This window comes from Streptomyces spiralis (assembly GCF_014654675.1).
Taxonomy (GTDB): domain Bacteria; phylum Actinomycetota; class Actinomycetes; order Streptomycetales; family Streptomycetaceae; genus Streptomyces; species Streptomyces spiralis.
Genome location: NZ_BNBC01000036.1, coordinates 9,303 through 31,545, shown reverse-complemented (window position 1 = coordinate 31,545; position 22,243 = coordinate 9,303). Strand labels below are relative to the sequence as shown.

Annotated in this window: 20 protein-coding genes; 13 read left to right on the top strand and 7 right to left on the bottom strand. The window is 71.9% G+C overall.

What is annotated here, in order from left to right; genetic code table 11:
• The first annotated feature begins 189 nt into the window (after positions 1 to 189).
• Together IE318_RS30490 and IE318_RS30485 are read left to right on the top strand one after the other, a co-directional pair.
• The gene (locus IE318_RS30490; RefSeq protein ID WP_189905512.1) at positions 190 to 1,656 is read left to right on the top strand and encodes an amino acid permease; all 1,467 of its coding nucleotides are present in this window, start codon (positions 190 to 192) and stop codon (positions 1,654 to 1,656) included.
• Positions 1,657 to 1,698: 42 nt separating this feature from the next.
• The gene (locus IE318_RS30485; protein WP_189905510.1) at positions 1,699 to 2,178 is read left to right on the top strand and encodes a macro domain-containing protein; all 480 of its coding nucleotides are present in this window, start codon (positions 1,699 to 1,701) and stop codon (positions 2,176 to 2,178) included.
• A gap of 69 nt (positions 2,179 to 2,247) precedes the next feature.
• Here IE318_RS30485 and IE318_RS30480 read toward each other — a convergent pair whose 3' ends face one another.
• Together IE318_RS30480 and IE318_RS30475 are read right to left on the bottom strand one after the other, a co-directional pair.
• On the bottom strand, positions 2,248 to 3,741 hold the full coding sequence (locus IE318_RS30480; protein ID WP_189905508.1) for a M1 family metallopeptidase: 1,494 nt from the start codon (positions 3,739 to 3,741) through the stop codon (positions 2,248 to 2,250).
• A 211-nt stretch (positions 3,742 to 3,952) separates the two neighbouring features.
• The gene (locus tag IE318_RS30475) at positions 3,953 to 4,918 is read right to left on the bottom strand and encodes an FAD-dependent oxidoreductase (RefSeq protein ID WP_189905507.1); all 966 of its coding nucleotides are present in this window, start codon (positions 4,916 to 4,918) and stop codon (positions 3,953 to 3,955) included.
• A 93-nt stretch (positions 4,919 to 5,011) separates the two neighbouring features.
• On the opposite strand from IE318_RS30475, the gene IE318_RS30470 reads away from it, so the two are divergent.
• Entirely contained in the window at positions 5,012 to 6,652 is a 1,641-nt protein-coding gene (locus IE318_RS30470) for an ABC-F family ATP-binding cassette domain-containing protein (RefSeq protein WP_189905505.1), read from the top strand.
• A 550-nt stretch (positions 6,653 to 7,202) separates the two neighbouring features.
• Here the strand turns inward: IE318_RS30470 and IE318_RS30465 are convergent.
• Both IE318_RS30465 and IE318_RS30460 read right to left on the bottom strand, forming a co-directional pair.
• The gene (locus tag IE318_RS30465; RefSeq protein WP_189905503.1) at positions 7,203 to 9,590 is read right to left on the bottom strand and encodes a Tex family protein; all 2,388 of its coding nucleotides are present in this window, start codon (positions 9,588 to 9,590) and stop codon (positions 7,203 to 7,205) included.
• 144 nt (positions 9,591 to 9,734) lie between these two features.
• Entirely contained in the window at positions 9,735 to 9,866 is a 132-nt protein-coding gene (locus IE318_RS30460) for an LPFR motif small protein (protein WP_267882681.1), read from the bottom strand.
• 153 nt (positions 9,867 to 10,019) lie between these two features.
• On the opposite strand from IE318_RS30460, the gene IE318_RS30455 reads away from it, so the two are divergent.
• On the top strand, positions 10,020 to 10,979 hold the full coding sequence (locus IE318_RS30455) for a GlxA family transcriptional regulator (RefSeq protein WP_189905500.1): 960 nt from the start codon (positions 10,020 to 10,022) through the stop codon (positions 10,977 to 10,979).
• A gap of 51 nt (positions 10,980 to 11,030) precedes the next feature.
• On the top strand, positions 11,031 to 11,666 hold the full coding sequence (locus IE318_RS30450; protein WP_189905498.1) for a DJ-1/PfpI family protein: 636 nt from the start codon (positions 11,031 to 11,033) through the stop codon (positions 11,664 to 11,666).
• On the opposite strand, the gene IE318_RS30445 is transcribed toward IE318_RS30450, so the two are convergent.
• Positions 11,653 to 12,408, bottom strand: a complete 756-nt coding sequence (locus IE318_RS30445) for an enoyl-CoA hydratase/isomerase family protein (protein WP_189905496.1) — start codon at positions 12,406 to 12,408, stop codon at positions 11,653 to 11,655. The genes IE318_RS30450 and IE318_RS30445 overlap by 14 nt on opposite strands.
• A gap of 265 nt (positions 12,409 to 12,673) precedes the next feature.
• Here IE318_RS30445 and IE318_RS30440 point away from each other — a divergent pair, with 265 nt between their 5' ends.
• On the top strand, positions 12,674 to 13,177 hold the full coding sequence (locus IE318_RS30440; RefSeq protein WP_189905598.1) for an ATP-binding protein: 504 nt from the start codon (positions 12,674 to 12,676) through the stop codon (positions 13,175 to 13,177).
• 81 nt (positions 13,178 to 13,258) lie between these two features.
• On the opposite strand, the gene idi is transcribed toward IE318_RS30440, so the two are convergent.
• Both idi and IE318_RS30430 read right to left on the bottom strand, forming a co-directional pair.
• The gene (gene idi / locus IE318_RS30435) at positions 13,259 to 13,849 is read right to left on the bottom strand and encodes an isopentenyl-diphosphate Delta-isomerase (RefSeq protein ID WP_030168821.1); all 591 of its coding nucleotides are present in this window, start codon (positions 13,847 to 13,849) and stop codon (positions 13,259 to 13,261) included.
• A gap of 212 nt (positions 13,850 to 14,061) precedes the next feature.
• The gene (locus IE318_RS30430; protein ID WP_189905494.1) at positions 14,062 to 14,994 is read right to left on the bottom strand and encodes a cation diffusion facilitator family transporter; all 933 of its coding nucleotides are present in this window, start codon (positions 14,992 to 14,994) and stop codon (positions 14,062 to 14,064) included.
• A gap of 487 nt (positions 14,995 to 15,481) precedes the next feature.
• Between IE318_RS30430 and IE318_RS30425 the strand changes: the two genes are divergently transcribed.
• The 7 genes from IE318_RS30425 to IE318_RS45355 form a co-directional block, all read left to right on the top strand.
• Complete coding sequence (locus IE318_RS30425) at positions 15,482 to 17,269, top strand: DUF5941 domain-containing protein (protein ID WP_189905492.1); 1,788 nt, start codon at positions 15,482 to 15,484, stop codon at positions 17,267 to 17,269.
• Positions 17,266 to 18,018, top strand: a complete 753-nt coding sequence (locus IE318_RS30420; RefSeq protein WP_030168811.1) for a phosphocholine cytidylyltransferase family protein — start codon at positions 17,266 to 17,268, stop codon at positions 18,016 to 18,018. Before IE318_RS30425 ends, IE318_RS30420 begins: the two co-directional genes overlap by 4 nt.
• Positions 18,006 to 19,067 carry an iron-containing alcohol dehydrogenase family protein gene (locus tag IE318_RS30415; RefSeq protein WP_030168808.1) on the top strand — a complete coding sequence of 354 codons (1,062 nt, stop codon included), beginning with the start codon at positions 18,006 to 18,008 and terminating at the stop codon, positions 19,065 to 19,067. Before IE318_RS30420 ends, IE318_RS30415 begins: the two co-directional genes overlap by 13 nt.
• Positions 19,045 to 19,824: a CDP-alcohol phosphatidyltransferase family protein gene (locus IE318_RS30410; protein WP_189905490.1), complete on the top strand. Its 780-nt coding sequence runs from the start codon at positions 19,045 to 19,047 to the stop codon at positions 19,822 to 19,824. The genes IE318_RS30415 and IE318_RS30410 overlap by 23 nt, the downstream gene beginning before the upstream one ends.
• A gap of 44 nt (positions 19,825 to 19,868) precedes the next feature.
• Positions 19,869 to 20,714, top strand: coding sequence for a glycosyltransferase family 2 protein (locus IE318_RS30405; protein WP_373311326.1), 846 nt, complete (start codon positions 19,869 to 19,871; stop codon positions 20,712 to 20,714).
• A 103-nt stretch (positions 20,715 to 20,817) separates the two neighbouring features.
• Entirely contained in the window at positions 20,818 to 21,747 is a 930-nt protein-coding gene (locus IE318_RS30400; RefSeq protein WP_030168799.1) for an ABC transporter permease, read from the top strand.
• Positions 21,740 to 22,243, top strand: a 504-nt coding sequence (locus IE318_RS45355; RefSeq protein WP_229903836.1) for an ATP-binding cassette domain-containing protein, incomplete at its 3' end; no start/stop codon positions are given. The genes IE318_RS30400 and IE318_RS45355, both read left to right, overlap by 8 nt.

Here is a 22,243-nt window from a genome sequence, read left to right as displayed (position 1 = left end):
TGAAAGACGGTGACCGATCTGCGTGGGTCGTGTGAGAAGTTCCGCTCTGTGACCTACGCCATCGCATGACGGTCGATCTCCCTGGGAAGCTGCGGTTCTGGTCTGTACCGCGTCACGGGTGGTGCGGGCCGCGACTTGTACGGACGACCGGGCGCACCCCGCCCGGCGCACCAGAGAGTGGAACCACCCTTGAGCAAGGACGCCGTGCACACGGCCCAGGTCGCCGACCATCCCCAGGCGACCACGATGCCCGCCGACGCGGGCGACGCCGGATACAGCAAGGACCTCAAGCACCGCCACGTCAACATGATCGCCATCGGCGGAGCGATCGGCACCGGCCTCTTCCTGGGCGCCGGCGGCCGCCTCCACAACGCGGGCCCCGCGCTCGCGCTGGCGTACCTGGTGTGCGGCGTCTTCGCGTTCTTCGTGGTCCGGGCCCTGGGCGAGCTGGTCCTGTACCGGCCCTCCTCCGGGTCCTTCGTGTCGTACGCGCGCGAGTTCCTCGGCGAGAAGGGCGCCTACGTCGCCGGCTGGATGTACTTCCTGAACTGGTCGACGACCGGTATCGCCGACATCACCGCGATCGCCCTGTACACGCACTACTGGAGCCTGTTCACACCGGTCCCGCAGTGGGTGCTGGCGCTGATCGCGCTCGCCGTCGTGCTCGCCGTGAACCTGATCTCGGTGAAGATCTTCGGCGAGATGGAGTTCTGGTTCGCGATCGTCAAGGTGGCCACCCTGGTCGCCTTCATGCTGGTCGGCATCTTCCTGCTGGCCACGCAGCACCCGGTGGACGGCCAGACCCCCGGTCTGGGCGTGATCACCAACCACGGCGGGATCCTGCCGCACGGCGCCATGCCGGTCGTGATCGTCATGCAGGGCGTGATCTTCGCGTACGCCGCGCTGGAGCTGGTCGGTGTCGCCGCGGGCGAGACCGCCGAGCCCGAGAAGGTCGTCCCGCGCGCGGTGAACTCGATCATGTGGCGCGTGGGCCTGTTCTACGTCGGCTCGGTCGTGCTGCTCGCCCTGCTGCTGCCCGGCTCGGTGTACTCGGCCGACGAGAGCCCCTTCGTGACGGTGCTGTCGAAGATCGGCGTCTCCGGCGCGGGCGACGTGATGAACCTCGTCGTCCTCACCGCCGCCATGTCGTCGCTGAACTCCGGCCTGTACTCCACCGGCCGCATCCTGCGCTCCATGGCCGTGGCGGGTTCCGCGCCGAAGTTCACCCGCGTGATGAGCCGCACCCAGGTCCCCTACGGCGGCATCCTGCTGACCTGCGCGATCTGCGTGCTCGGCGTCGGCCTGAACTACCTCATGCCCAGCCAGGCCTTCGAGATCGTGCTGAACGTCGCCTCCCTCGGCATCATCAGCACCTGGGTGATCATCATGATCTGCCACCTGATCTTCGTCCGCCGCGCCAAGGCGGGCCTGGCCACCCGGCCGCACTTCCGCCTCCCGGGCAGCCCGGTCACCGAGATCGCCACGATCGCCTTCCTCCTGGCCTGCCTGGGCCTGATGTGGAACGACCCCGAGGTGGGCCGCAAGACCCTCCTCCTCATCCCTGTGGTCGCCGTGCTCCTGGTCGCCGGCTGGTTCGGCGTCCGCCGCCGGGTCAACCAGCAGACGGACCAGGAACTGTCCCAGCTCACGAAGTAGCAGCTCACCGCCACTGTCAGTGGCAGCCCGTACGGTGGCGTCATGTCGGAGATCACCTACATCCGAGGTGACGCCACCGCGCCGTCGGCGAAGGGCGTCAAGATGATCGCCCATGTCTGCAACGACATCGGGGGCTGGGGCAAGGGCTTCGTCCTGGCCCTCTCCCGGCGCTGGCCCGAGCCGGAGGCGGCCTACCGGGCCTGGCACCGCGACCGCGCGAGCAACGACTTCGGCCTGGGCGCCGTCCAGGTCGTCCCCGTCGACCGGTATGTCTGGGTGGCCAACATGATCGGCCAGCGCGGGATACGCCGAGGCAGCAAGGGCGTGCCCGTGCGGTACGACGCGATCGACAGGGCGCTGGACCGGCTCGCGGAGCGGGCCGTCGAGCTCGAGGCCTCCGTGCACATGCCGCGCATAGGGTGCGGGCTCGCCGGGGGCAGCTGGGAGCGGGTCGAGCCGTTGATCGTGCAGCGGCTGCTGCGGCGGGGGATCGCGGTCACGGTGTACGACCACGACGGCTGAACGGGACCGCCCGAGGCGTGAGCCGGACCGCCCTGGGCGGAGTGGCCCGGGGGGCGGTCCGGCCCTCACTCACCTGCCGTGCACGTCGTTCGTCGCCTCGATCTTCTTCCACGACTTCGGCTGCCGCTCGGTCGTGGGCGTCGCGGTGAGGGACGCCGTGCGGGCCGCCGGGGCGGCCGGCTTCAGCGGCTGGAACAGCCAGGTGTCGAAGAGCGCGGCCAGGGGCCGGCCCGAGACCTGTTCCGCGTACTTCTGGAAGTCGGCCACGGAGGCGTTGCCGTAGGCGTGCTCCTGCGGCCAGCCCTTCAGGACGGCGAAGAACGCCTCGTCGCCGATGTCGTTGCGCAGCGCCTGGATGGCGAGGGCGCCCCGGTCGTAGACCGCCGCGTCGAACTGGTCGTCCGGACCCGGATCACCCGGCTTCACCGTCCAGAAGGCGTCGTCGGCCGGGTGCGAGGCGTAGACGTAGTCCGCCAGCTCCTGTGCCGTGCCCTCGCCCTCGTGCTCCGACCACAGCCACTGCGCATAGCGGGCGAAGCCCTCGTTGATCCAGATGTCCTTCCAGCCCTTGAGCGACACGCTGTCGCCGTACCACTGGTGGGCCAGCTCGTGCACCACCACGGACGTGTTGGATCCGTTCGCGAACTGCTTCGGGCTGTAGTACACGCGGGTCTGCGTCTCCAGCGCGTACCCGGTCGTCGTGTTCGGCACGTAGCCGCCCGCCGAGCTGAACGGATACGGCCCGAAATAGCCGCTCAGCCAGTCGACGATCTCCCCGGTGCGCTCCACGCTCGCCCGCGCCGCCCCGTCATTGTCGCCGAGGTCCTTGCTGTAGGCGTTGATCACCGGCACGCCGCCCTCGGAGGTGCCGGTGGTGATGTCGAACCTCCCGAGCGCGAGAGTGGCCAGATATGTCGCCTGCGGCTTGTTCTGGCGCCAGTTGTAGCGGGTCCAGCCCCGCTGCGAGCTGGTCGACTGCAGCGTGCCGTTGGAGATCGCCTGCGTGCCGTCCGGGACCGCCACCGACACGTCGTAGGTGGCCTTGTCACTGGGGTGGTCGTTGCTCGGGAACCACCACCAGGCGGCCTCGGGCTCGTCCGCCGCCACCGCGCCGTCCGGGGTGCGGTGCCAGGTCGTGAAGCCGTACGCGCTCTTCGTGGACGGCACCCCGCTGTAGCGGACCACCACCGTGATCGGCGTGCCCTTGGCCAGCGGGTGCTTCGGCGTGACCACCAGCTCGTGCTGCCCGGAGGTGGTGAAGGCGGCCTGCGCGCCGTTGACCCGTACCTCGCTCACGTCCAGCAGGAAGTCCAGGTCGAAGCTGGACAGGTCCTGCGTGGTCCGCGCCGAGACGGTCGCCGTGCCCGCCAGTTCGTCCGTGCCGGGCCGGTACGTCAGCCTCAGGTCGTAGTGCGACACGTCGTAGCCGCCGTTGCCGTAGTACGGGTAATAGGGGTCGCCGATGCCCGGCGCGCCGGGGGAGTAGCTCGCGGCCGATGCCGGGATCGCCAGCAACAGGGAGGCCGCCGCCAGTGCGCCCGGCACGATGATTCTGCGGTGCACGTCAGCTCCAAGTCATAGGTGGACGAAGGCTGTTCGGAGCCTATTGAGTCCCTGTGACCGCAGGCATGTCCATGGCCACCGCTGTCACACGATCGCCATCCGGCCGTCATGAGTGCCGCCGATTTCGGACATGAGTGCCACCGATCTCGGGCAAGACCGCGGCCGGGCTCCTGCATGAGGGCGGCCGATCTCCGACCGGGCGCTCGTGCGATCAGGCCGCCGGACACGCCAGCGTGGCGGCCGCACGCGCGCATCCCCACGCCACGGTGACCCCGGCCCCGCCGTGCCCGTAGTTGTGCACCAGCACCCGCCCGTCCGGCAGCTCCGCGCGCTCCAGCCGCACCGCGTGCCGCGCCGGACGCAGCCCCACCCGATGCTCCAGCACCCGCGCCCCTGCGATCTCCGGCCGCAGCGCCGCGCACCGCGCCACGATCCGCTCGGCCACCGCCGGGTCGGGCGTCAGGGACCAGGCGTCCTCCTCCGCCGTGCCGCCGAGCAGCAGTCCGCCCGGCTGCGGAAGGAAGTACGTCGAGGACTGCGACGCCCGGTCGACGGAGGTCAGCCATGTCGTGATCCCCGGGTTCTCCACGACCACGAGCTGCCCTCGTACCGGGTGCACCCCTGGATCCGGTACGAGATCGCGGGCGCCCAGGCCCGTGCAGTTCACCACCACCGGGGCGTCGACGGCGGCCAGATCCGTCACCGCCCGCTCCTCGACCGCCCCGCCCGCCGTCAGCAGCCGCTCCCGCAGCCAGGGCAGATGAGTCGACATGTCGATCAGCGGCAGCCGCGCCCACAGCGCCGTCCCCGGGTACTCCCCGGCATCTGCCACCCGCAGTCCGGGCACCCGCGCGGCCCACGGCCCGAGCGCGTCCAGCCGGGTCTCGCCGTGCACCCCCTCGACCATCCGCACGCCCGTCTCGTCCGGGCGTGCGGCCAAGTCCTCGTACACGGCCAGTGAGTCGAGCGCCCACTCCCCGACGAGGGCGTCCGGCTCGATCCGGTAGGGCCACCACAGCCCGCCCGCCACGGCCGAGGTCGACCGCTCGGCCGGCTCCCTCGTCCACACCCGCACCCGCCGGCCGCCCTCGGCCAGCACGATCGCCGTGGTCAGCCCGATGACCCCGCCACCGACCACCACGACCTCGTCACTCGGTCCACCCGGTTCACCAACCATGCCGGGACCGTAGCGGAACCCGTCATGCCGCACGCACACCGGCCCTGCGCCGGCACACTCCCGTCAGACGCTCCCGTTAGGATCGGCGACCTGATGACTGCCACCCTCGTCGCCAAGAACCTCGCCGCCGGACACGGTGACCGCACCCTGTTCTCCGGGCTCGACCTCGTCGTCGCGCCCGGCGACGTCATCGGGCTGGTCGGTGCCAACGGCGCGGGCAAGTCCACGCTGCTCAGGATGCTCGCCGGGCTGGACGCGCCAGAGCAGGGCGAACTCACGCTCTCCCCGCCGGCCGCGACCGTCGGCCACCTCCCGCAGGAGCCGGAACGCCGCCCGGGCGAGACCGTACGCCGGTTCCTGGCCCGCCGCACCGGAGTGGCCGAGGCCCAGCGGGCGATGGACGAGGCCACCCAGGCCCTCGTCGACGCCGCCCCCGGCGCGGACGACCGGTACGCGAGCAGCCTGGAGCGCTGGCTCGGCCTCGGCGGCGCCGACCTCGACGAGCGCGCCGAGGAGGTCGCGGACTCCCTCGGGCTGGCCGTCGACCTGGACCAGCCCATGACGTCCCTCTCCGGCGGCCAGGCGGCCCGCGCCGGCCTCGCGTCCCTGCTGCTCTCCCGTTACGACGTCTTCCTGCTCGACGAGCCGACCAACGACCTCGACCTGGACGGCCTGGAGCGGCTGGAACGCTTCGTGACCGGGCTGCGCGCCGGCACGGTCGTCGTCAGCCACGACCGCGAGTTCCTCACCCACACCGTCACCAAGGTCCTCGAACTCGACCTCGCCCAGCGGCAGATCAACCTCTACGGCGGCGGGTACGCGGGCTACCTGGAGGAGCGGGAGGTGGCCCGCCGGCACGCCCGGGAGGACTACGAGGAGTACGCGGACAAGAAGGCGGCCCTCCAGGACCGGGCGCAGATGCAGCGCACCTGGATGGACAAGGGCGTGCGGAACGCCCGGCGCAAGTCGGGCAACGACAACGACAAGATCGGCCGCAAGTTCCGCAGCGAGGCCAGCGAGAAGCAGGCCGCCAAGGCCCGCCAGACCCAGCGCATGATCGAACGGCTGGAGGTCGTCGAGGAGCCCCGCAAGGAGTGGGAGCTGCGCATGGAGATCGCGGCGGCCCCGCGCTCGGGCGCGGTCGTCGCCACGCTGCGCGACGCCGAGGTGCGGCGCGGCGACTTCGTGCTCGGCCCGGTGTCCCTGCAGATCGACTGGGCGGACCGGGTCGCGGTCACCGGCGCGAACGGCGCCGGCAAGTCGACGCTGCTGGCCGCCCTGCTGGGGCGGATCACGCCGGACGCGGGACACGCGGCCCTGGGCTCGGGCGTCCTGGTCGGCGAGGTCGATCAGGCCCGCCGCCTCTTCCACGGCCCCGAGACGCTGCTGGACGCCTTCCGCGCGGCGGTCCCGGACGCCGAACCGGTGGACGTGCGCACGCTGCTGGCCAAGTTCGGCCTGAAGTCCGACCATGTGCTGCGTCCCGCCGCGACCCTCTCGCCGGGGGAGCGCACCCGGGCCGCCCTCGCCCTCCTCCAGGGCAGGGGCGTCAACCTGCTGGTCCTGGACGAGCCCACCAACCACCTCGACCTGCCGGCGATCGAACAGCTGGAGTCGGCCCTGGAGTCCTACGAGGGCACGCTGCTGCTGGTCACCCACGACCGCCGCATGCTCCAGGCGGTGCGGACCACCCGTCATCTGGAGGTCGCCGACGGCAAGGTGACCGAACGTTAGCCGCTCGAGGCACCGGGTGCCATGAGCGCGGCGGACGCGGGGCTTTACACTCGGCAACCGTTGCCTCGCGCAGCGAGACTCCCGACCGAAAGGCCTGGTTGCCCATGTTCCAAGACGCCCCCATCTACCACCAACTCGTTGCCGAGCGCGGCGACGTGCCCGCACGAGTCCGTGACGCGGCCACGAGCATACGCCGGGAACTCGACGAGGTGATGCGTACGGGGCAGCCGTCGGGCGCCTTCCAGTTGGGCCCCTCGTCCGCCAGCGCGGCCCCGCGACCGTACTCGGCCCTACCACCGGGCCCGCACCCCCGATAACGCCCCGCGGGCACGTGCCCGCGGCGGCCGTGTGCCTCGCGACGCGCGCCTCGCCCGCCGCCGGCCCGCGGCCCGCAGCGGCCGGCGGGCGTAACTGCCGGTACCGTCCGGGCCGCGCGTACGGCCCGGTGCCGCCTACCGCCGGGACCCGCTCGCTCACGCGGCGGGCCCGGCGGCGCCGGTTCGAGGGCCGGGCCCCGGCGGCGCCGGTTCCCGGTCCTCGGCGGTTGCCGTCAGCGGCGGCCGTTCTTCGAGTCGAGCAGGCCCGCGCGGCGCAGGGCGTCGGCCATCGCGCTGTTGGCGGGCGGCGGCGCCTGGCGCGAGCCGCCACCGCCACCGCCGCCACCGCCGCCACCGCGGCCCTGACGCTGCTGCGGCGGACGGCCGCCGCGCTGCCGGCGCTCGCCGCCGCCCTGCCGCTCCTGCGGCGCCGCCTCGTCGTCCAGGCGTAGCGTCAGCGAGATCCGCTTGCGCGGGATGTCGACGTCCAGCACCTTCACCTTGACGATGTCGCCCGGCTTGACCACGTCCCGCGGGTCCTTGACGAACGTCTTCGACATCGCCGAGACGTGCACCAGACCGTCCTGGTGGACACCGACGTCCACGAACGCGCCGAAGGCCGCCACGTTCGTGACCACGCCCTCCAGGATCATCCCGGAGGACAGGTCGGAGATCTTCTCCACGCCCTCCTTGAAGGTGGCCGTCCTGAACGCGGGCCGCGGGTCGCGGCCCGGCTTCTCCAGCTCGCGCAGGATGTCGGTGACCGTCGGCAGGCCGAACGTGTCGTCGACGAACTCGGCCGGCTTCAGCGAGCGCAGCACCCCGGTGTTGCCGATCAGCGAGGCCACCTCCTGACCGGTGGTCTTCACCATCCGCCGGACCACCGGATACGCCTCCGGGTGCACGCTGGAGGCGTCCAGCGGATCGTCACCGCCGCGGATGCGCAGGAAGCCCGCGCACTGCTCGTATGCCTTCGGGCCGAGCCGAGGCACCTTCTTCAGCTCCGCGCGGGACCGGAACGGCCCGTTGGCGTCCCGGTGCGCCACGATGTTCTCGGCGAGCCCGGAGGTGATGCCGGAGACCCGCGCGAGCAGCGGCACGGACGCGGTGTTGACGTCCACACCCACACCGTTCACACAGTCCTCGACCACCGCGTCCAGCGAGCGGGACAGCTTCACCTCGGACAGGTCGTGCTGGTACTGACCGACGCCGATCGACTTCGGATCGATCTTGACCAGTTCGGCGAGCGGGTCCTGGAGGCGGCGCGCGATGGAGACCGCGCCGCGCAGCGACACGTCCATGTCCGGCAGCTCCCGCGAGGCGTACTGCGACGCCGAGTACACCGACGCGCCCGCCTCCGACACCATCACCTTGGTGAGCTTCAGCTCCGGGTGCCGGCTGATCAGCTCACCGGCGAGCTTGTCCGTCTCCCGGGACGCCGTGCCGTTGCCGATCGCGACCAGATCGACCGCGTGCTCCTTGGCGAGGCGGGCCAGCTTGGCGATCGCCTCGTCCCACCGGTTGGCCGGGACGTGCGGGTGGATCACGTCCGTGGCGACGACCTTGCCGGTCGCGTCCACCACGGCGACCTTCACACCCGTACGGAAGCCCGGGTCCAGGCCCAGCGTCGCGCGGGTGCCGGCCGGGGCGGCCAGCAGCAGGTCGCGCAGATTGGCCGCGAACACGTTCACCGCCTCGTCCTCGGCGGCCGTACGCAGTCGCAGGCGCAGGTCGATGCCGAGGTGGACCAGGATCCGGGTGCGCCAGGCCCAGCGGACCGTGTCCGTGAGCCACTTGTCGGCGGGCCGGCCACGGTCGGCGATCCCGAACCGGTGGGCCACGATGCCCTCGTACGACGACGGGCCGTCGGTGGCCTCCTCCGGCTCCAGGACGAGGTCGAGGACCTCCTCCTTCTCGCCGCGCAGCATCGCGAGGATCCGGTGCGAGGGCAACTCGGTGAACGGCTCGGCGAAGTCGAAGTAGTCGGCGAACTTCGCGCCCGCCTCCTCCTTGCCCTCCCGCACCTTGGCGGCCAGCCGTCCGCGCACCCACATGCGCTCGCGCAGCTCGCCGATCAGGTCCGCGTCCTCGGAGAACCGCTCGGTGAGGATCGCCCGGGCCCCGTCCAGCGCGGCCTGCGGATCGGCCACTCCCTTGTCGGCGTCCACGAAGGCGGCCGCGGCGGCGAGCGGCTCCACGGCCGGGTCGCCGAGCAGGCCCTCCGCCAGCGGCTCCAGGCCCGCCTCGCGGGCGATCTGCGCCTTGGTCCGCCGCTTGGGCTTGTACGGCAGGTAGATGTCCTCCAGCCGCGCCTTGGTCTCGGCGCCCCGGATCCGCGCCTCCAGCTCGTCGGTGAGCTTGCCCTGCTCGCGCACCGACTCCAGGATCGCCGTCCGGCGGTCCTCGAGCTCCCGCAGATAGCGCAGCCGCTCCTCGATCGTGCGCAGCTGCGCGTCGTCGAGCATCTCGGTCGCTTCCTTGCGGTAGCGGGCGATGAAGGGCACCGTCGAACCGCCGTCGAGCAGCTCCACGGCGGCCTTCACCTGCCGCTCCCGTACGCCGAGCTCCTCGGCGATCCTGCCTTCGATGGACCCTGCTCCGAGGGACCCGGGTGTCGTCACGTTCCCGTACCGCCTTCTCGCTTCGACTTGCGCGGCAATTGTGACAGGCGGCACCGACAGCCGGGCGGACAGGGCGCGGCCCGGCGGGGCGGAATCCCGCCAGGGGCCCGCCCCGCGCGCCGCCGGGCGTCGCTCGCGGGCCGGTCAGGCCCCGCTGCGGCGCGTCGTGCTCGAAGCTCCGCCGAAGAGCCGGGCCAGGGCGCGGAACGGCAGCGTCACCACCGTGGCGATCGCCCCGCCGATCTGCCGCAGCACGTCTGCGATGGCACGGAACACGGGCATCTCCCTTCCTTCCTCCGGTCCGGTGACCGGAGCCGGTCGAGTACCGCTGGTGACCGCGCGGTATGCCTGCTCATCGGTGTCCGCATGGCAGGAAAGGTGGGAAATCCGTCGTTGCCGCCGTCGGCAGGGCCGCGAAGAATCGGAGCCATGGCGCAGCGAACCCTTCTCGTCGTCCTCTTCGACGGCGTGCAGAGCCTGGACGTCACCGGACCCGTGGAGGTCTTCTCCGGTGCCGAGCGGCACAGCCCGGGGACCTACCGCGTGCGTACGGCCTCCCTCGACGGCGGTCCCGTGCGCACCTCCAGCGGCCTGACCCTCGTACCGGACGGGTCACTGACCCGGGCGTCCGAGCCGCACACCCTGCTCGTGCCCGGCGGCGAGGGCACCCGTCGGCCCGATCCGCGGCTGGTGGAGTGGCTGCGGTCGGCCGGCCCCCGTGCGCGGCGGCTCGTCTCGGTGTGCACCGGGGCGATCCTCCTGGCCCGCGCCGGCCTGCTGGACGGCCGCCGGGTCACCACGCACTGGGCGTACTGCGAGACGCTCGCCCGGCAGCACCCCGCCGTCGAGGTCGACCCCGACCCGATCTTCGTGCGCGACGGCGACGTGGCCACCTCGGCCGGTGTCACCGCGGGAATCGACCTGGCGCTCGCGCTCGTCGAGGAGGACCTGGGCCGGGACGCCGCGCTCACCGTCGCCCGCCACCTGGTGGTGTTCCTGCGCAGGCCGGGCAACCAGGCCCAGTTCAGCGCCCAGCTCGCCGCGCAGACCGCGCGGCGCGAACCCCTCCGGGACGTCCAGCAGTGGATCACCGAGCACCCGGCCGGCGACCTGAGCGTCGAGTCCCTGGCCGCCCGCGCCGCCCTCTCGCCGCGCCACTTCGCCCGCGCCTTCCAGGCCGAGACGGGCATGCCACCTGGCCGGTACGTGGACCGGGTCCGCCTCGAACACGCCCGCCGCCTGCTGGAGGACACCGCCGACGGCATCGAGGAGATCTCCCGCGCCAGCGGCTACGGCACACCCGAGGCGATGCGGCGCGCCTTCCTGCGCACGCTCGGCGCCTCACCCGCGGAGTACCGGCGCCGCTTCCGCCCCGCGCCCGTCACCTGATCCACCCCCCTGATCCACCCGACACGGCACCACCTACCGAAGGGAAGACCCGTGCAGATCGCCATCGTCCTCTACGACCGCTTCACCGCACTCGACGCCGTCGGTCCCTACGAGACCCTGGGCCGCCTCCCCGGCGCGGACACCGTCTTCGTCGCCGAGCGGAGCGGACCGGTCCGTACCGACACCGGGCACCTCGCGATCACCGCCGACCGGACCCTGGCCGACGTGCCGTCCCCCGACATCGTGGTCGTGCCCGGCGGTCCCGGCCAGAGCCCGCAGATGGAGAACCAGGTCCTGCTGGACTGGCTGCGCGCCGCCGACGCCACCAGCACCTGGACCACGTCCGTCTGCACGGGTTCCCTGCTGCTGGCCGCCGCGGGGCTCCTGCAGGGCCGTCGCGCGACCTCCCACTGGCTGGCCCTGGACCAGCTCCCGCGCTTCGGGGCCGAACCGACCGGCGAGCGGGTGGTCGTCGACGGCAAGTACGTCACCGCGGCCGGCGTCTCCTCCGGCATCGACATGGGCCTGACCCTGCTGGGCACCCTCGCGGGCGACGACTACGCCATGTCGGTCCAGCTGCTGACCGAGTACGACCCACAGCCGCCCTACGACGCGGGCTCCCCGCGGAAGGCGCCGGCCCGCCTCGTCGAGGAGTGGCGCGCCAAGAGCCGCTTCATCGTGTCGTAGGCACATTCCAGCCGAAGCGCGGCTGCCTGCGCTCCAGGAACGCGGCGACCCCCTCGGAGGTGTCGCTGCTGCCGGCCGCCTGTTCGACCCAGTGCGCGTCCCGGTCCGTCCGGCCGTTCGCGAACTCCTTGGCCGCGGCCTGGGTCAGCTGGGAACGGGACACCAGGATCCGGGTCAGCTCGGCGACGCGCTTGTCCAGTTCGCCCTCGGGCAGCACCTCGTCGACGAGTCCGGTGCGCAGCGCCCGCTCCGTGCCGATCAGCTCGCCGGAGAACAGCAGGTACTTCGCGGTGGCCGGCCCCACCAGCGACACCAGCCGCCGGGTGGAGGACGCCGGATAGACGATGCCGAGCTTCGCGGGGGTCACCCCGAACAGCGCCCCCTCCTCGGCCAGCCGCAGATCGCAGGCCGCCGCGAGCTGGGCGCCGCCGCCGACGCAGTGACCGCGTACGGCGGCGAGCGTCGGCTTGGGGAACGCGGCGAGTGCCTCCTCGGCCGCCACCGACAGCCCCTGCGCCTCCTGCGGGGAGCCCTGGAGCGTGGAGATGTCGGCACCCGCGCAGAAGGTCGCGCCCTCCCCGGTCAGCACCAGCGTCCGCACCGCCGGGTCACGGGCCAGCCCGTCCAGCAGCGGCGGCAGCGCCCGCCACATCGCGGCCGTCATGGCGTTGCGCTTGGCCGGATGGCTGACGACGACGGTGGCGACCGAGCCGGCGACCCGGTGGGACAACTGGGGCTCCATGGGCCGGATGCTATCCGCCCGGCCAAGCGCTTGCTCAACAGGGTGCGCCGGTCCGGGACGGGGGCGATGACGGCCCGTACAACCCGAAGAGTTCCCGAAAGGGGCGCGGACCGGGCAGAAACGGTCGCCGCCGCGACGTGGTCATGCGCAAACGGTCGGAAAGTGCTGGAAATCAGCTGACTTGCGTTCAGTCCTTGGGGCCGAGCGCTGCGTTACCAACACTCGACGTGTGGTGACAATCGAGCGCGAGGGCGGCGACTGGGCGATGGACAACCACGGGCGCGGCGACGGGCCGCGCCCAGCGGGCGGCGCGGAGGCCTACCTGGACGCCCGGCCGCCGGATCCGCCGCCGTACGAGGGGGTCTGGCGGTTCACCGCGCCCGCCGTCGACGCCTCGGTCCCGCAGGCCCGGCACGCCGTGCGGGACCTGCTGCGCCGCCAGGGGGTACCGGCCTCGGACGACCTGGTCCACGGGCTGCTGCTGATCGTGTCCGAACTGGTCACGAACGCCGTGCGGCACGCGGCGGTGCTGTCCCCGATGCTCGCGGTGGAGGTCGCCGTCGGCGCCGAGTGGCTGCGGGTGTCCGTGGAGGACAACCATCCCTACCGGCCGACCGCGCTGGAGACCGACCACGCGCGCACCGGCGGGCGCGGACTGCTGCTGGTCCGGGAGATCGCCCGGGAGGCGGGCGGGGTCTGCGACGTGGAGCACACGGCGAGCGGCGGCAAGGTGATCTGGGCCGCCCTGCCGCTCAAACCCGTGCTGTGACCGTGCCACCCGGTCGGGTGACCGCGCCCTCCGGTCCGGTGACCGCGTCCCCCGGTCCGGTGAGTGTTCCGCCCCGCGTGTTCACCAGCCCGCCGGACCGGTCAGCTCCCTGATCGCGGGACGCGCGGCGTCCAGCACCGTCATGAACCAGGAGGAGAAGGTCTCCGTGGCGTGCCGCTCCATGAGCTCCGCGGGCGTCACGAACGCCGTCGCGCCGACCTCCTCCGGGTCCGGCCGCAGTGCGGCCTGCACCAGGCCGACGAAGAGGTGGTTGTACTCCTGCTCCACCAGACCCGACACCGGGTCCGGGTGGTTGTAGCGGACGGTGCCCGCCTCGGCCAGCAGCGAGGGGGAGACCCCGAGCTCCTCGTACGTCCGCCGGGCCGCCGCCGCGAAGGGCGCCTCGCCCGGGTAGGGATGGCCGCAGCATGTGTTGGACCAGACACCCGGGGAGTGGTACTTGCCGAGCGCCCGCTGCTGGAGCAGCAGCCGGCCGTGCTCGTCGAAGAGGAACACGGAGAAGGCGCGGTGCAGCCGCCCCGGCGGCTGATGGGCGGCGAGCTTCTCCGCGGTGCCGATCGTCACGCCGTCCTCGTCGACGAGTTCCAGCAAGATCGCGTCCGCGGTCCCGTTCGACGAGCTGTGCGTCGCGGTAGCAGGTGTGATCGGCATACCCATCCTTCACATCGGTCCTCGGGCCCCAAGTCTGCCGCACGAATCCGGCACTCCCGGCACTTCCCGGCACACCCGCATGTCCCACGCTGCAGCCGTGGGCGGCGGCCGTCACCGGTCGGACGCCGGAAGCGGGACCCGGTAAGTGATCGTGCCCGTCCGGACCCGTCCGGAACCGTCCGGGCATCTCCGGTCGGTTCCAGAACACGGCTTCAGTGGCACAGACGCGCCTCGTGCTCCGCGTGCCCGCTCGGCTCCAGCTGGAAGGTGCAGTGCTCCACGTCGAAGTGGTGGCCGAGGCAGCCCTGCAACTCGTGCAGCAGCTTCTCGTGGCCGATGGCGCTGAGCACCTCGGAGCTGACGACCACGTGTGCGGACAGCACCGGAAGGCCGGAGGTGATCGTCCAGGCGTGCAGGTCGTGCACGTCCTCGACGCCGTCCAGGGCCAGGATGTGCGCCCGTACGTCGGCCATGTCGACGTTCTTCGGAGCCGCCTCCAGCAGCACGTCGAGGGTCTCGCGCAGCAGCTTGACGGTGCGCGGCACGATCAGCAGGCCGATGGCGAGGGAGGCGATCGGGTCGGCGGCCTGCCAGCCGGTGAGCAGGATCACCGCCGCGGAGATCATGACCGCCAGCGAGCCGAGCGCGTCCGCGGCGACCTCCAGGAACGCGCCGCGCACGTTCAGGCTCTCCTTCTGGCCGCGCATCAGCAGCGTCAGGGAGACCGAGTTCGCCACCAGGCCGATCAGACCGAACACGATCATCAGCCCGCCGTGGGTGCCGGCCGGGGAGAGGAACCGCTGGACGGCCTCGTACAGGACGTAGCCGCCGACGCCGAGCAGCAGCAGGCAGTTGGCGAACGCGGCGAGGATCTCGGCCCGCGCGTAGCCGAAGGTGCGGTTCCGGCTCGGCGGCCGGTTCGCGAAGTGGATCGCCAGCAGCGCCATGCCGAGCCCGAGGGCGTCCGTCGCCATGTGGGCGGCGTCCGCGACCAGCGCGAGCGAGTCCGCGAGCACACCACCGATGATCTCCACCACCATCACGGTGAGCGTGATCGCCAGTGCGACGCGCAGCGTGCCGCGGTGCGCCGCCGCGGCCGTACCGCCCGCGCCGTGCGTGTGCCCGTGGTCGTGACCGGCCCCCATGAGACTGACCGCCCTCCTGTGTTCCGCTCGGGACCACAGTGAACTACGGGTGGGGGGTATCGGGCAACGCGGCACTGAACACCGTTGTCATGTGCCCTGACCTGCGTAAACGAAGCGCAGGTCAGGACGCGCGACCGATCGGCCGCCGTGGCGCGGCCCCCACCTCTGCCGCGCCGAGGAGACCATCTCGAGTACCCCGCGCCGGGCCTCAGCCGATCCGGGAATCAGGGACAGGTGGAGGGTGTATGTGGAAGTACGTCCGATCTGGTGCCGGAGTTTGTGAACCGGCCGTCCGATCAACGATGATGATCGCGGCCAAGGCCTGCGGCATGCCCCGTCGATCGGCCCGTGAACGGCCGGTGAACACGGAATTCCGAGCATCCGATAGCCTCTGCCGACATGCCGCCGCGGTGCCACGGGCCAACGGTGCGCCTTCCATCATGCACATGACCGGCGCGGACGCGTCGGCACCAGGGAGTGAGTTCGGTTGTCGACCGCCATCCTCACCGGCCGACCGGTGCCCGGATCGTCGATCGAGGGCGATCTGCTGTCCCTCGGCTTCGACGTGCGGATCGCCGTCGATGTCTCCGCCGCCGAGACCCTGCTCGCGCAGGTGCCCGGCGACCAGCGGGTCGCCGTCGTCGACGCCGGGTTCGTCGGCCATCTGCACGCCCTGCGCCTGGGGCTGACCGACCCGCGCTTCCCGCTCGCCGCCGTCCCCGGCGCCGTGACGGCACAGCCGGACGGCCGGCAGGCGCTGACCCGCGCGATGGCCCGGGAGAACTCCGCCGGCGGCGGCACCGCGGTCGCGGTCGACAGCCTCGCCGACCGGATCACCGCCGGCCTGGAGGCCGACGGCGCCGGCGTGCACCGTCCCGAGCTCGGCAGTCTCGTCGCCGTCGTCCCCGCCGACCCGCAGGCCCGCAACGAGGCACGGCAGGCCGTCTCCGCCGTGGACGACGAGGCGGTCCGCCTGAAGTCGGCCGTCAAGGCCCGCGACGGCTTCTTCACCACCTTCTTCATCAGCCCGTACTCGCGCTACATCGCCCGCTGGTGCGCACGCCGCGGCCTGACCCCCAACCAGGTCACCACCGCATCCCTGCTCACCGCGCTCATAGCGGCCGGCTGCGCCGCCACCGGCACCCGCGGCGGGTTCGTCGCCGCCGGAGTGCTCCTGATCGCCTCGTTCGTCCTGGACTGCACCGACGGACAGCTCGCCCGCTACTCGCTGCAGTACTCCACCCTCGGCGCCTGGCTCGACGCCACCTTCGACCGGGCCAAGGAGTACGCCTACTACGCCGGACTCGCCCTCGGCGCCGCCCGCGGCGGCGACGACGTGTGGGCCCTGGCGCTCGGCGCCATGGTCCTGCAGTCCTGCCGGCACGTGGTCGACTTCTCCTTCACGGAGGCCAACCACGACGCCACCGCCAACACCAGCCCCACCGCCGCCCTCTCCGACAAGCTCGACAGCGTCGGCTGGACGGTCTGGGTGCGCCGGATGATCGTGCTCCCCATCGGCGAGCGCTGGGCGATGATCGCCGTCCTCACCGCGGCCACCACCCCCCGCATCACCTTCTACGCCCTGCTCATCGGGTGCGCCTTCGCCGCCACGTACACCACCGCGGGCCGCGTGCTGCGCTCGGTGACCCGCAAGGCGAACCGGACGGACCGGGCGGCGCAGGCGCTGGCCGACCTGGCGGACAACGGGATGATCGCCGCCCTCGTGGGCCGTGTCACACGCGTCCGCCTCGGCGGCCCGCTGCCCGCGGCCCTGGCCGGTACGGCCGTCCTCGCCGTGTCCCTGTTCTCGGGGGTGGCCTGGGCGCCCGTCTGCGGCGCCGTCGTCTACGCGGTCACCTCGGGCCAGGCCCTCTCCCGCCCCCTCAAGGGCTCCCTCGACTGGCTGGTCCCGCCGCTGTTCCGGGCCGCGGAGTACGGCACGGTTCTGGTCCTCGCGGCCCACGCGAACGTGAACGGAGCGCTGCCGGCGGCTTTCGGGCTGGTTGCGGCCGTCGCCTACCATCACTACGACACGGTGTACCGCATCCGCGGCAACGCCGGAGCGCCACCGGCTCTGCTGGTGCGCGCCATAGGGGGGCAGGAGGGGCGGACGTTGCTCGTCACCGTGCTCGCCGCACTGCTCACCGCTGCTCAGTTCAAGGTCGCGCTCACGGCCCTCGCCGTGCTCGTGGCCGTGGTGGTGCTCACCGAGAGCATCCGCTTCTGGGTGTCCGCAGGGGCGCCCGCTGTACACGACGAAGGAGAACCCGCATGATCGGCCTCGTGCTGGCGGCCGGTGCCGGACGGCGCCTGCGCCCCTACACCGACACCCTGCCCAAGGCGCTGGTGCCGGTGGGGCCCGAGGGTGCGGAGGACAGCCTGACGGTGCTCGACCTCACGCTGGGCAACTTCGCCGAGGTGGGCCTGACCGAGGTCGCCGTCATCGTCGGCTACCGCAAGGAGGCCGTGTACGAGCGCAGGGCGGCCCTGGAGCAGAAGTACGGACTGAAGCTCACCCTGATCGACAACGACAAGGCCGAGGAGTGGAACAACGCCTACTCCCTGTGGTGCGGCCGTGACGCCCTCAAGGACGGCGTGATCCTCGCCAACGGCGACACCGTCCACCCGGTCTCCGTCGAGAAGACCCTGCTGGCCGCCCGCGGCGACGGCAAGAAGATCATTCTGGCCCTGGACACCGTCAAGCAGCTCGCCGACGAGGAGATGAAGGTCGTCGTCGACCCCGACAAGGGCGTCCGGAAGATCACCAAGCTGATGGACCCGGCCGAGGCGACCGGCGAGTACATCGGCGTCACGCTGATCGAGGGCGAGGCGGCCGAGGAGCTGGCGGACGCGCTGAAGGCCACCTTCGAGCGCGACCCGCAGCTGTACTACGAGGACGGCTACCAGGAGCTCGTCAACCGCGGCCTGAAGATCGACGTGGCCCCGATCGGCGACGTGAAGTGGGTCGAGATCGACAACCACGACGACCTCGCCAAGGGCCGGGAGATCGCGTGCCAGTACTGACCCGGCTCATCCCGACGCCGGTCGCCGTCGACATCCGCGCGGGGGCGCTGAACGACCTGGCGACCGTGCTGGCCGACGAGCGCGTCTCGCACTCGGGCCGCCTGGCCGTCGCGGTCAGCAACGGCTCCGGTGCCCGGCTGCGCGAGCGGATCGAGCCCCTGCTGCCCGGCGCCACCTGGTACGAGGTGGGCGGCGGCACCCTCGACGACGCGATCCGGCTGGCCGGCCAGATGAAGTCCGGCCACTACGACGCCGTGGTCGGCCTGGGCGGCGGCAAGATCATCGACTGCGCCAAGTTCGCCGCCGCGCGCGTCGGCCTGCCGCTGGTCGCCGTACCCACGAACCTCGCCCACGACGGCCTGTGCTCCCCGGTCGCCACCCTCGACAACGACGCGGGCCGCGGCTCGTACGGCGTGCCGAACCCGATCGCGGTGGTCATCGACCTGGACGTGATCCGCGAGGCACCGGCGCGCTTCGTGCGCTCCGGCATCGGGGACGCCGTCTCGAACATCTCCGCGGTCGCGGACTGGGAGCTGGCCAACCGCGTCAACGGCGAGAAGGTGGACGGCCTGGCCGCCGCCATGGCCCGGCAGGCCGGAGAGGCCGTGCTGCGCCACCCGGGCGGCATCGGCGACAACGGCTTCCTGCAGGTGCTCGCCGAGGCGCTGGTGCTCAGCGGCATCGCCATGTCGGTGTCGGGCGACTCACGGCCGTCCTCCGGGGCCTGCCACGAGATCAACCACGCCTTCGACCTGCTGTTCCCGCAGCGCGCCGCGAGCCACGGCGAGCAGTGCGGACTGGGCGCGGCCTTCGCGATGTACCTGCGCGGCGCCCACGAGGAGTCGGCCTTCATGGCCGATGTGCTGCGCCGCCACGGGCTGCCCGTGCTGCCGGAGGAGATCGGCTTCACCGTGGACGAGTTCGTCCGCGTGGTGGGGTTCGCCCCGGAGACCCGGCCCGGCCGCTACACGATCCTCGAACACCTCGACCTGAAGACCGACCAGATCAAGGACCTCTACGCCGACTATGTCAAGGCCATCGGTAGCTGAACTCAGACCGGTCGTCCACCCCGCGGGGGTCAAGGACCGGCGCAGCGGCGAACACTGGGCGGGGCGCCTCTACATGCGCGAGGTGTCCCTGCGAATCGACCGCTACCTGGTAGGCACCAGGGTCACGCCCAACCAGCTCACCTACCTGATGACGCTGTTCGGCGTCCTCGCGGCCCCGGCCCTGCTGGTGCCGGGGATCTGGGGCGCCGTGCTCGGCGTGGTGGCGGTCCAGCTGTACCTGCTGCTGGACTGCGTCGACGGTGAGGTCGCGCGCTGGAAGCAGCAGTTCTCGCTCGGCGGCGTCTACCTGGACCGGGTCGGGGCCTATCTCACCGACGCGGCGGTCCTCGTCGGGCTGGGACTGCGCGCCGCCGACCTGTGGGGAGGCGGGCGGATCGACTGGCTGTGGGCCTTCCTGGGGACCCTGGCCGCGCTCGGCGCGATCCTGATCAAGGCCGAGACAGACCTCGTCGGCGTCGCCCGCCACCAGGGCGGGCTGCCGCCGGTGAAGGAGGCCGCGGCCGAGCCGCGCTCGTCCGGGATGGCGCTGGCCCGCCGGGCCGCGGCGGCGCTGAAGTTCCACCGGCTGATCCTCGGGATCGAGGCCTCGCTGCTGATCCTGGTCCTCGCGATCGCCGACCAGGCCCGGGGGGATCTGTTCTTCACCCGGCTCGGCACGGCGGTGCTGGCCGGCATCGCGCTGGTGCAGACGCTGCTGCACCTGGTGTCCATCCTCGCCTCCAGCAGGCTGCGGTGAGTGCCGTGGGCAGGTCGCCGAAGGTCGGGGCCGTCGTCATCACCATGGGCAACCGTCCCGACGAGCTCAGGGCCCTGCTCGACTCGGTCGCCAAGCAGGACGGCGACCCGGTGGAGGTGGTGGTCGTCGGCAACGGCTCGCCCGTGCCGGACGTCCCCGAGGGTGTCCGGACCATCGAGCTGCCCGAGAACCTGGGCATCCCCGGTGGCCGCAACGTCGGCATCGAGGCCTTCGGCCCGGGCGGCCGCGACGTCGACATCCTGCTGTTCCTGGACGACGACGGCCTGCTCGCCCGCCACGACACCGCCGAGCTGTGCCGTAAGGCCTTCGCGGCCGACCCGGAGCTGGGCATCATCAGCTTCCGCATCGCCGACCCGGAGACCGGGCAGACCCAGCGCCGCCATGTGCCGCGGCTGCGGGCCTCCGACCCGATGCGCTCCTCCCGGGTCACCACCTTCCTCGGCGGCGCCAACGCCGTCCGTTCGAAGGTCTTCGCGGACGTCGGCGGCCTCCCGGACGAGTTCTTCTACGCGCACGAGGAGACCGACCTGGCCTGGCGGGCCCTCGACGCGGGCTGGATGATCGACTACCGGTCCGACATGGTGCTGTACCACCCGGCGACCGCGCCCTCGCGGCACGCGGTCTACCACCGCTTGGTCGCCCGCAACCGGGTCTGGCTGGCCCGCCGCAACCTCCCGGCCCCGCTGGTGCCGGTCTACCTGGGGGTGTGGCTGCTGCTCACCCTCGCCCGCCGCCCCTCGCGCCCTGCCCTCAAGGCCTGGTTCGGGGGCTTCAGGGAGGGGTGGACCGCGCCGTGCGGGCCGCGCCGGCCCATGAAGTGGCGTACGGTGTGGCGGCTCACCCGACTGGGCCGTCCGCCGGTCATCTGACAAGCTCGTTCCCTGGGAGCACCGGCCGGCCACCGCCGGCCGTGCTCGCGCCACGCCCGTGACCCGCACGGGCTGCGCATCTCGAAGACGAAAGTATCCACTTGTGAGTGAGACAACGCATGACGGCGGCGTCGCCCTCGGCGCGGCGCCGTCGCCCGACGAGGGGCTCCCGGCGGCCCGGCTCGCCGCCAAGTACGGGCTGTCCGTCAGCGGCGCCCGGCCCCCGCTCATGGAGTACGTACGCCAGCTGTGGGGCCGGCGCCACTTCATCCTGGCCTTCTCCCAGGCGAAGCTGACCGCCCAGTACAGCCAGGCCAAGCTCGGCCAGGTCTGGCAGGTGGCCACCCCGCTGCTCAACGCGGCCGTCTACTACTTCATCTTCGGCATCATCCTCAAGGCCAGCCGGGGCATGGGCCACGACACGTACATCCCGTTCCTGGTGATCGGCGTGTTCGTGTTCACCTTCACCCAGAGCTCGGTCATGGCGGGCGTGCGGGCCATCTCCGGCAACCTCGGTCTGGTGCGCGCGCTGCACTTCCCGCGCGCCTCCCTGCCGATCTCGTTCGCCCTGCAGCAGCTCCAGCAGCTGCTGTTCTCGATGATCGTGGTGTTCGTCGTGGCGATCGCGTTCGGCAACTACCCGAGCCTGTCGTGGCTGCTCATCGTCCCGGCGCTGGTGCTGCAGTTCCTGTTCAACTCCGGCCTGGCGCTGATCCTGGCGCGGATGGGGGCCAAGACCCCCGACCTCGCCCAGCTGATGCCGTTCATCATGCGCACCTGGATGTACGCGTCGGGCGTGATGTTCTCCATCAGCGGCATCATGGCCGGGCGGCCGGAGTGGGTGATCCGCGCCATGCAGGCCAACCCCGCCGCGGTCTACATGGACCTCGTGCGCTTCGCGCTGATCGACGACTACGGCGCCTCGCACCTCCCGCCGCACGTGTGGCCCCTTGCCGTGTTCTGGGCCGTGGTCTTCTTCGCGGGCGGTTTCGTGTACTTCTGGAAGGCGGAGGAGAGGTACGGCCGTGGCTGAGCAGAACTCCGGCAGGGACGCCGCGCGCAGGGACGGGGCACGGGTGCCCACCGTCATCGCGGACGAGCTGCACATCGTCTACCGCGTCAACGGCGCCAAGTCCGGCAAGGGCAGCGCCACCGCCGCCCTCAGCCGCATCGTCAAGCGGGGCTCCGACGACTCGGCGCGGGGCGTGCGCAAGGTGCACGCCGTGAAGGGCGTGTCCTTCATCGCCTACCGCGGCGAGGCCATCGGACTGATCGGCTCCAACGGCTCCGGCAAGTCCACCCTGCTGCGTGCCATCGCCGGCCTGCTGCCCGCCGAGAAGGGCAGGGTCTACACCGACGGCCAGCCCTCGCTGCTCGGCGTGAACGCGGCGCTGATGAACGACCTGACCGGCGAACGCAACGTCATCCTGGGCGGTCTCGCCATGGGCATGTCCCGCGAGGAGATCAGGTCCCGCTACCAGGAGATCGTCGACTTCTCCGGCATCAACGAGAAGGGCGACTTCATCACG

Coding starts and splice junctions, on each gene's coding strand:
- IE318_RS30485 (WP_189905510.1), top strand. CDS start 1,699: ATGTCGGAGATCACCTACATCCGAGGTGACGCCACCGCGCCGTCGGCG.
- IE318_RS30475 (WP_189905507.1), bottom strand. CDS start 4,918: ATGGTTGGTGAACCGGGTGGACCGAGTGACGAGGTCGTGGTGGTCGGT.
- IE318_RS30470 (WP_189905505.1), top strand. CDS start 5,012: ATGACTGCCACCCTCGTCGCCAAGAACCTCGCCGCCGGACACGGTGAC.
- IE318_RS30455 (WP_189905500.1), top strand. CDS start 10,020: ATGGCGCAGCGAACCCTTCTCGTCGTCCTCTTCGACGGCGTGCAGAGC.
- IE318_RS30445 (WP_189905496.1), bottom strand. CDS start 12,408: ATGGAGCCCCAGTTGTCCCACCGGGTCGCCGGCTCGGTCGCCACCGTC.
- IE318_RS30440 (WP_189905598.1), top strand. CDS start 12,674: ATGGACAACCACGGGCGCGGCGACGGGCCGCGCCCAGCGGGCGGCGCG.
- idi (WP_030168821.1), bottom strand. CDS start 13,849: ATGCCGATCACACCTGCTACCGCGACGCACAGCTCGTCGAACGGGACC.
- IE318_RS30430 (WP_189905494.1), bottom strand. CDS start 14,994: ATGGGGGCCGGTCACGACCACGGGCACACGCACGGCGCGGGCGGTACG.
- IE318_RS30420 (WP_030168811.1), top strand. CDS start 17,266: ATGATCGGCCTCGTGCTGGCGGCCGGTGCCGGACGGCGCCTGCGCCCC.
- IE318_RS30410 (WP_189905490.1), top strand. CDS start 19,045: ATGTCAAGGCCATCGGTAGCTGAACTCAGACCGGTCGTCCACCCCGCG.
- IE318_RS30405 (WP_373311326.1), top strand. CDS start 19,869: ATGGGCAACCGTCCCGACGAGCTCAGGGCCCTGCTCGACTCGGTCGCC.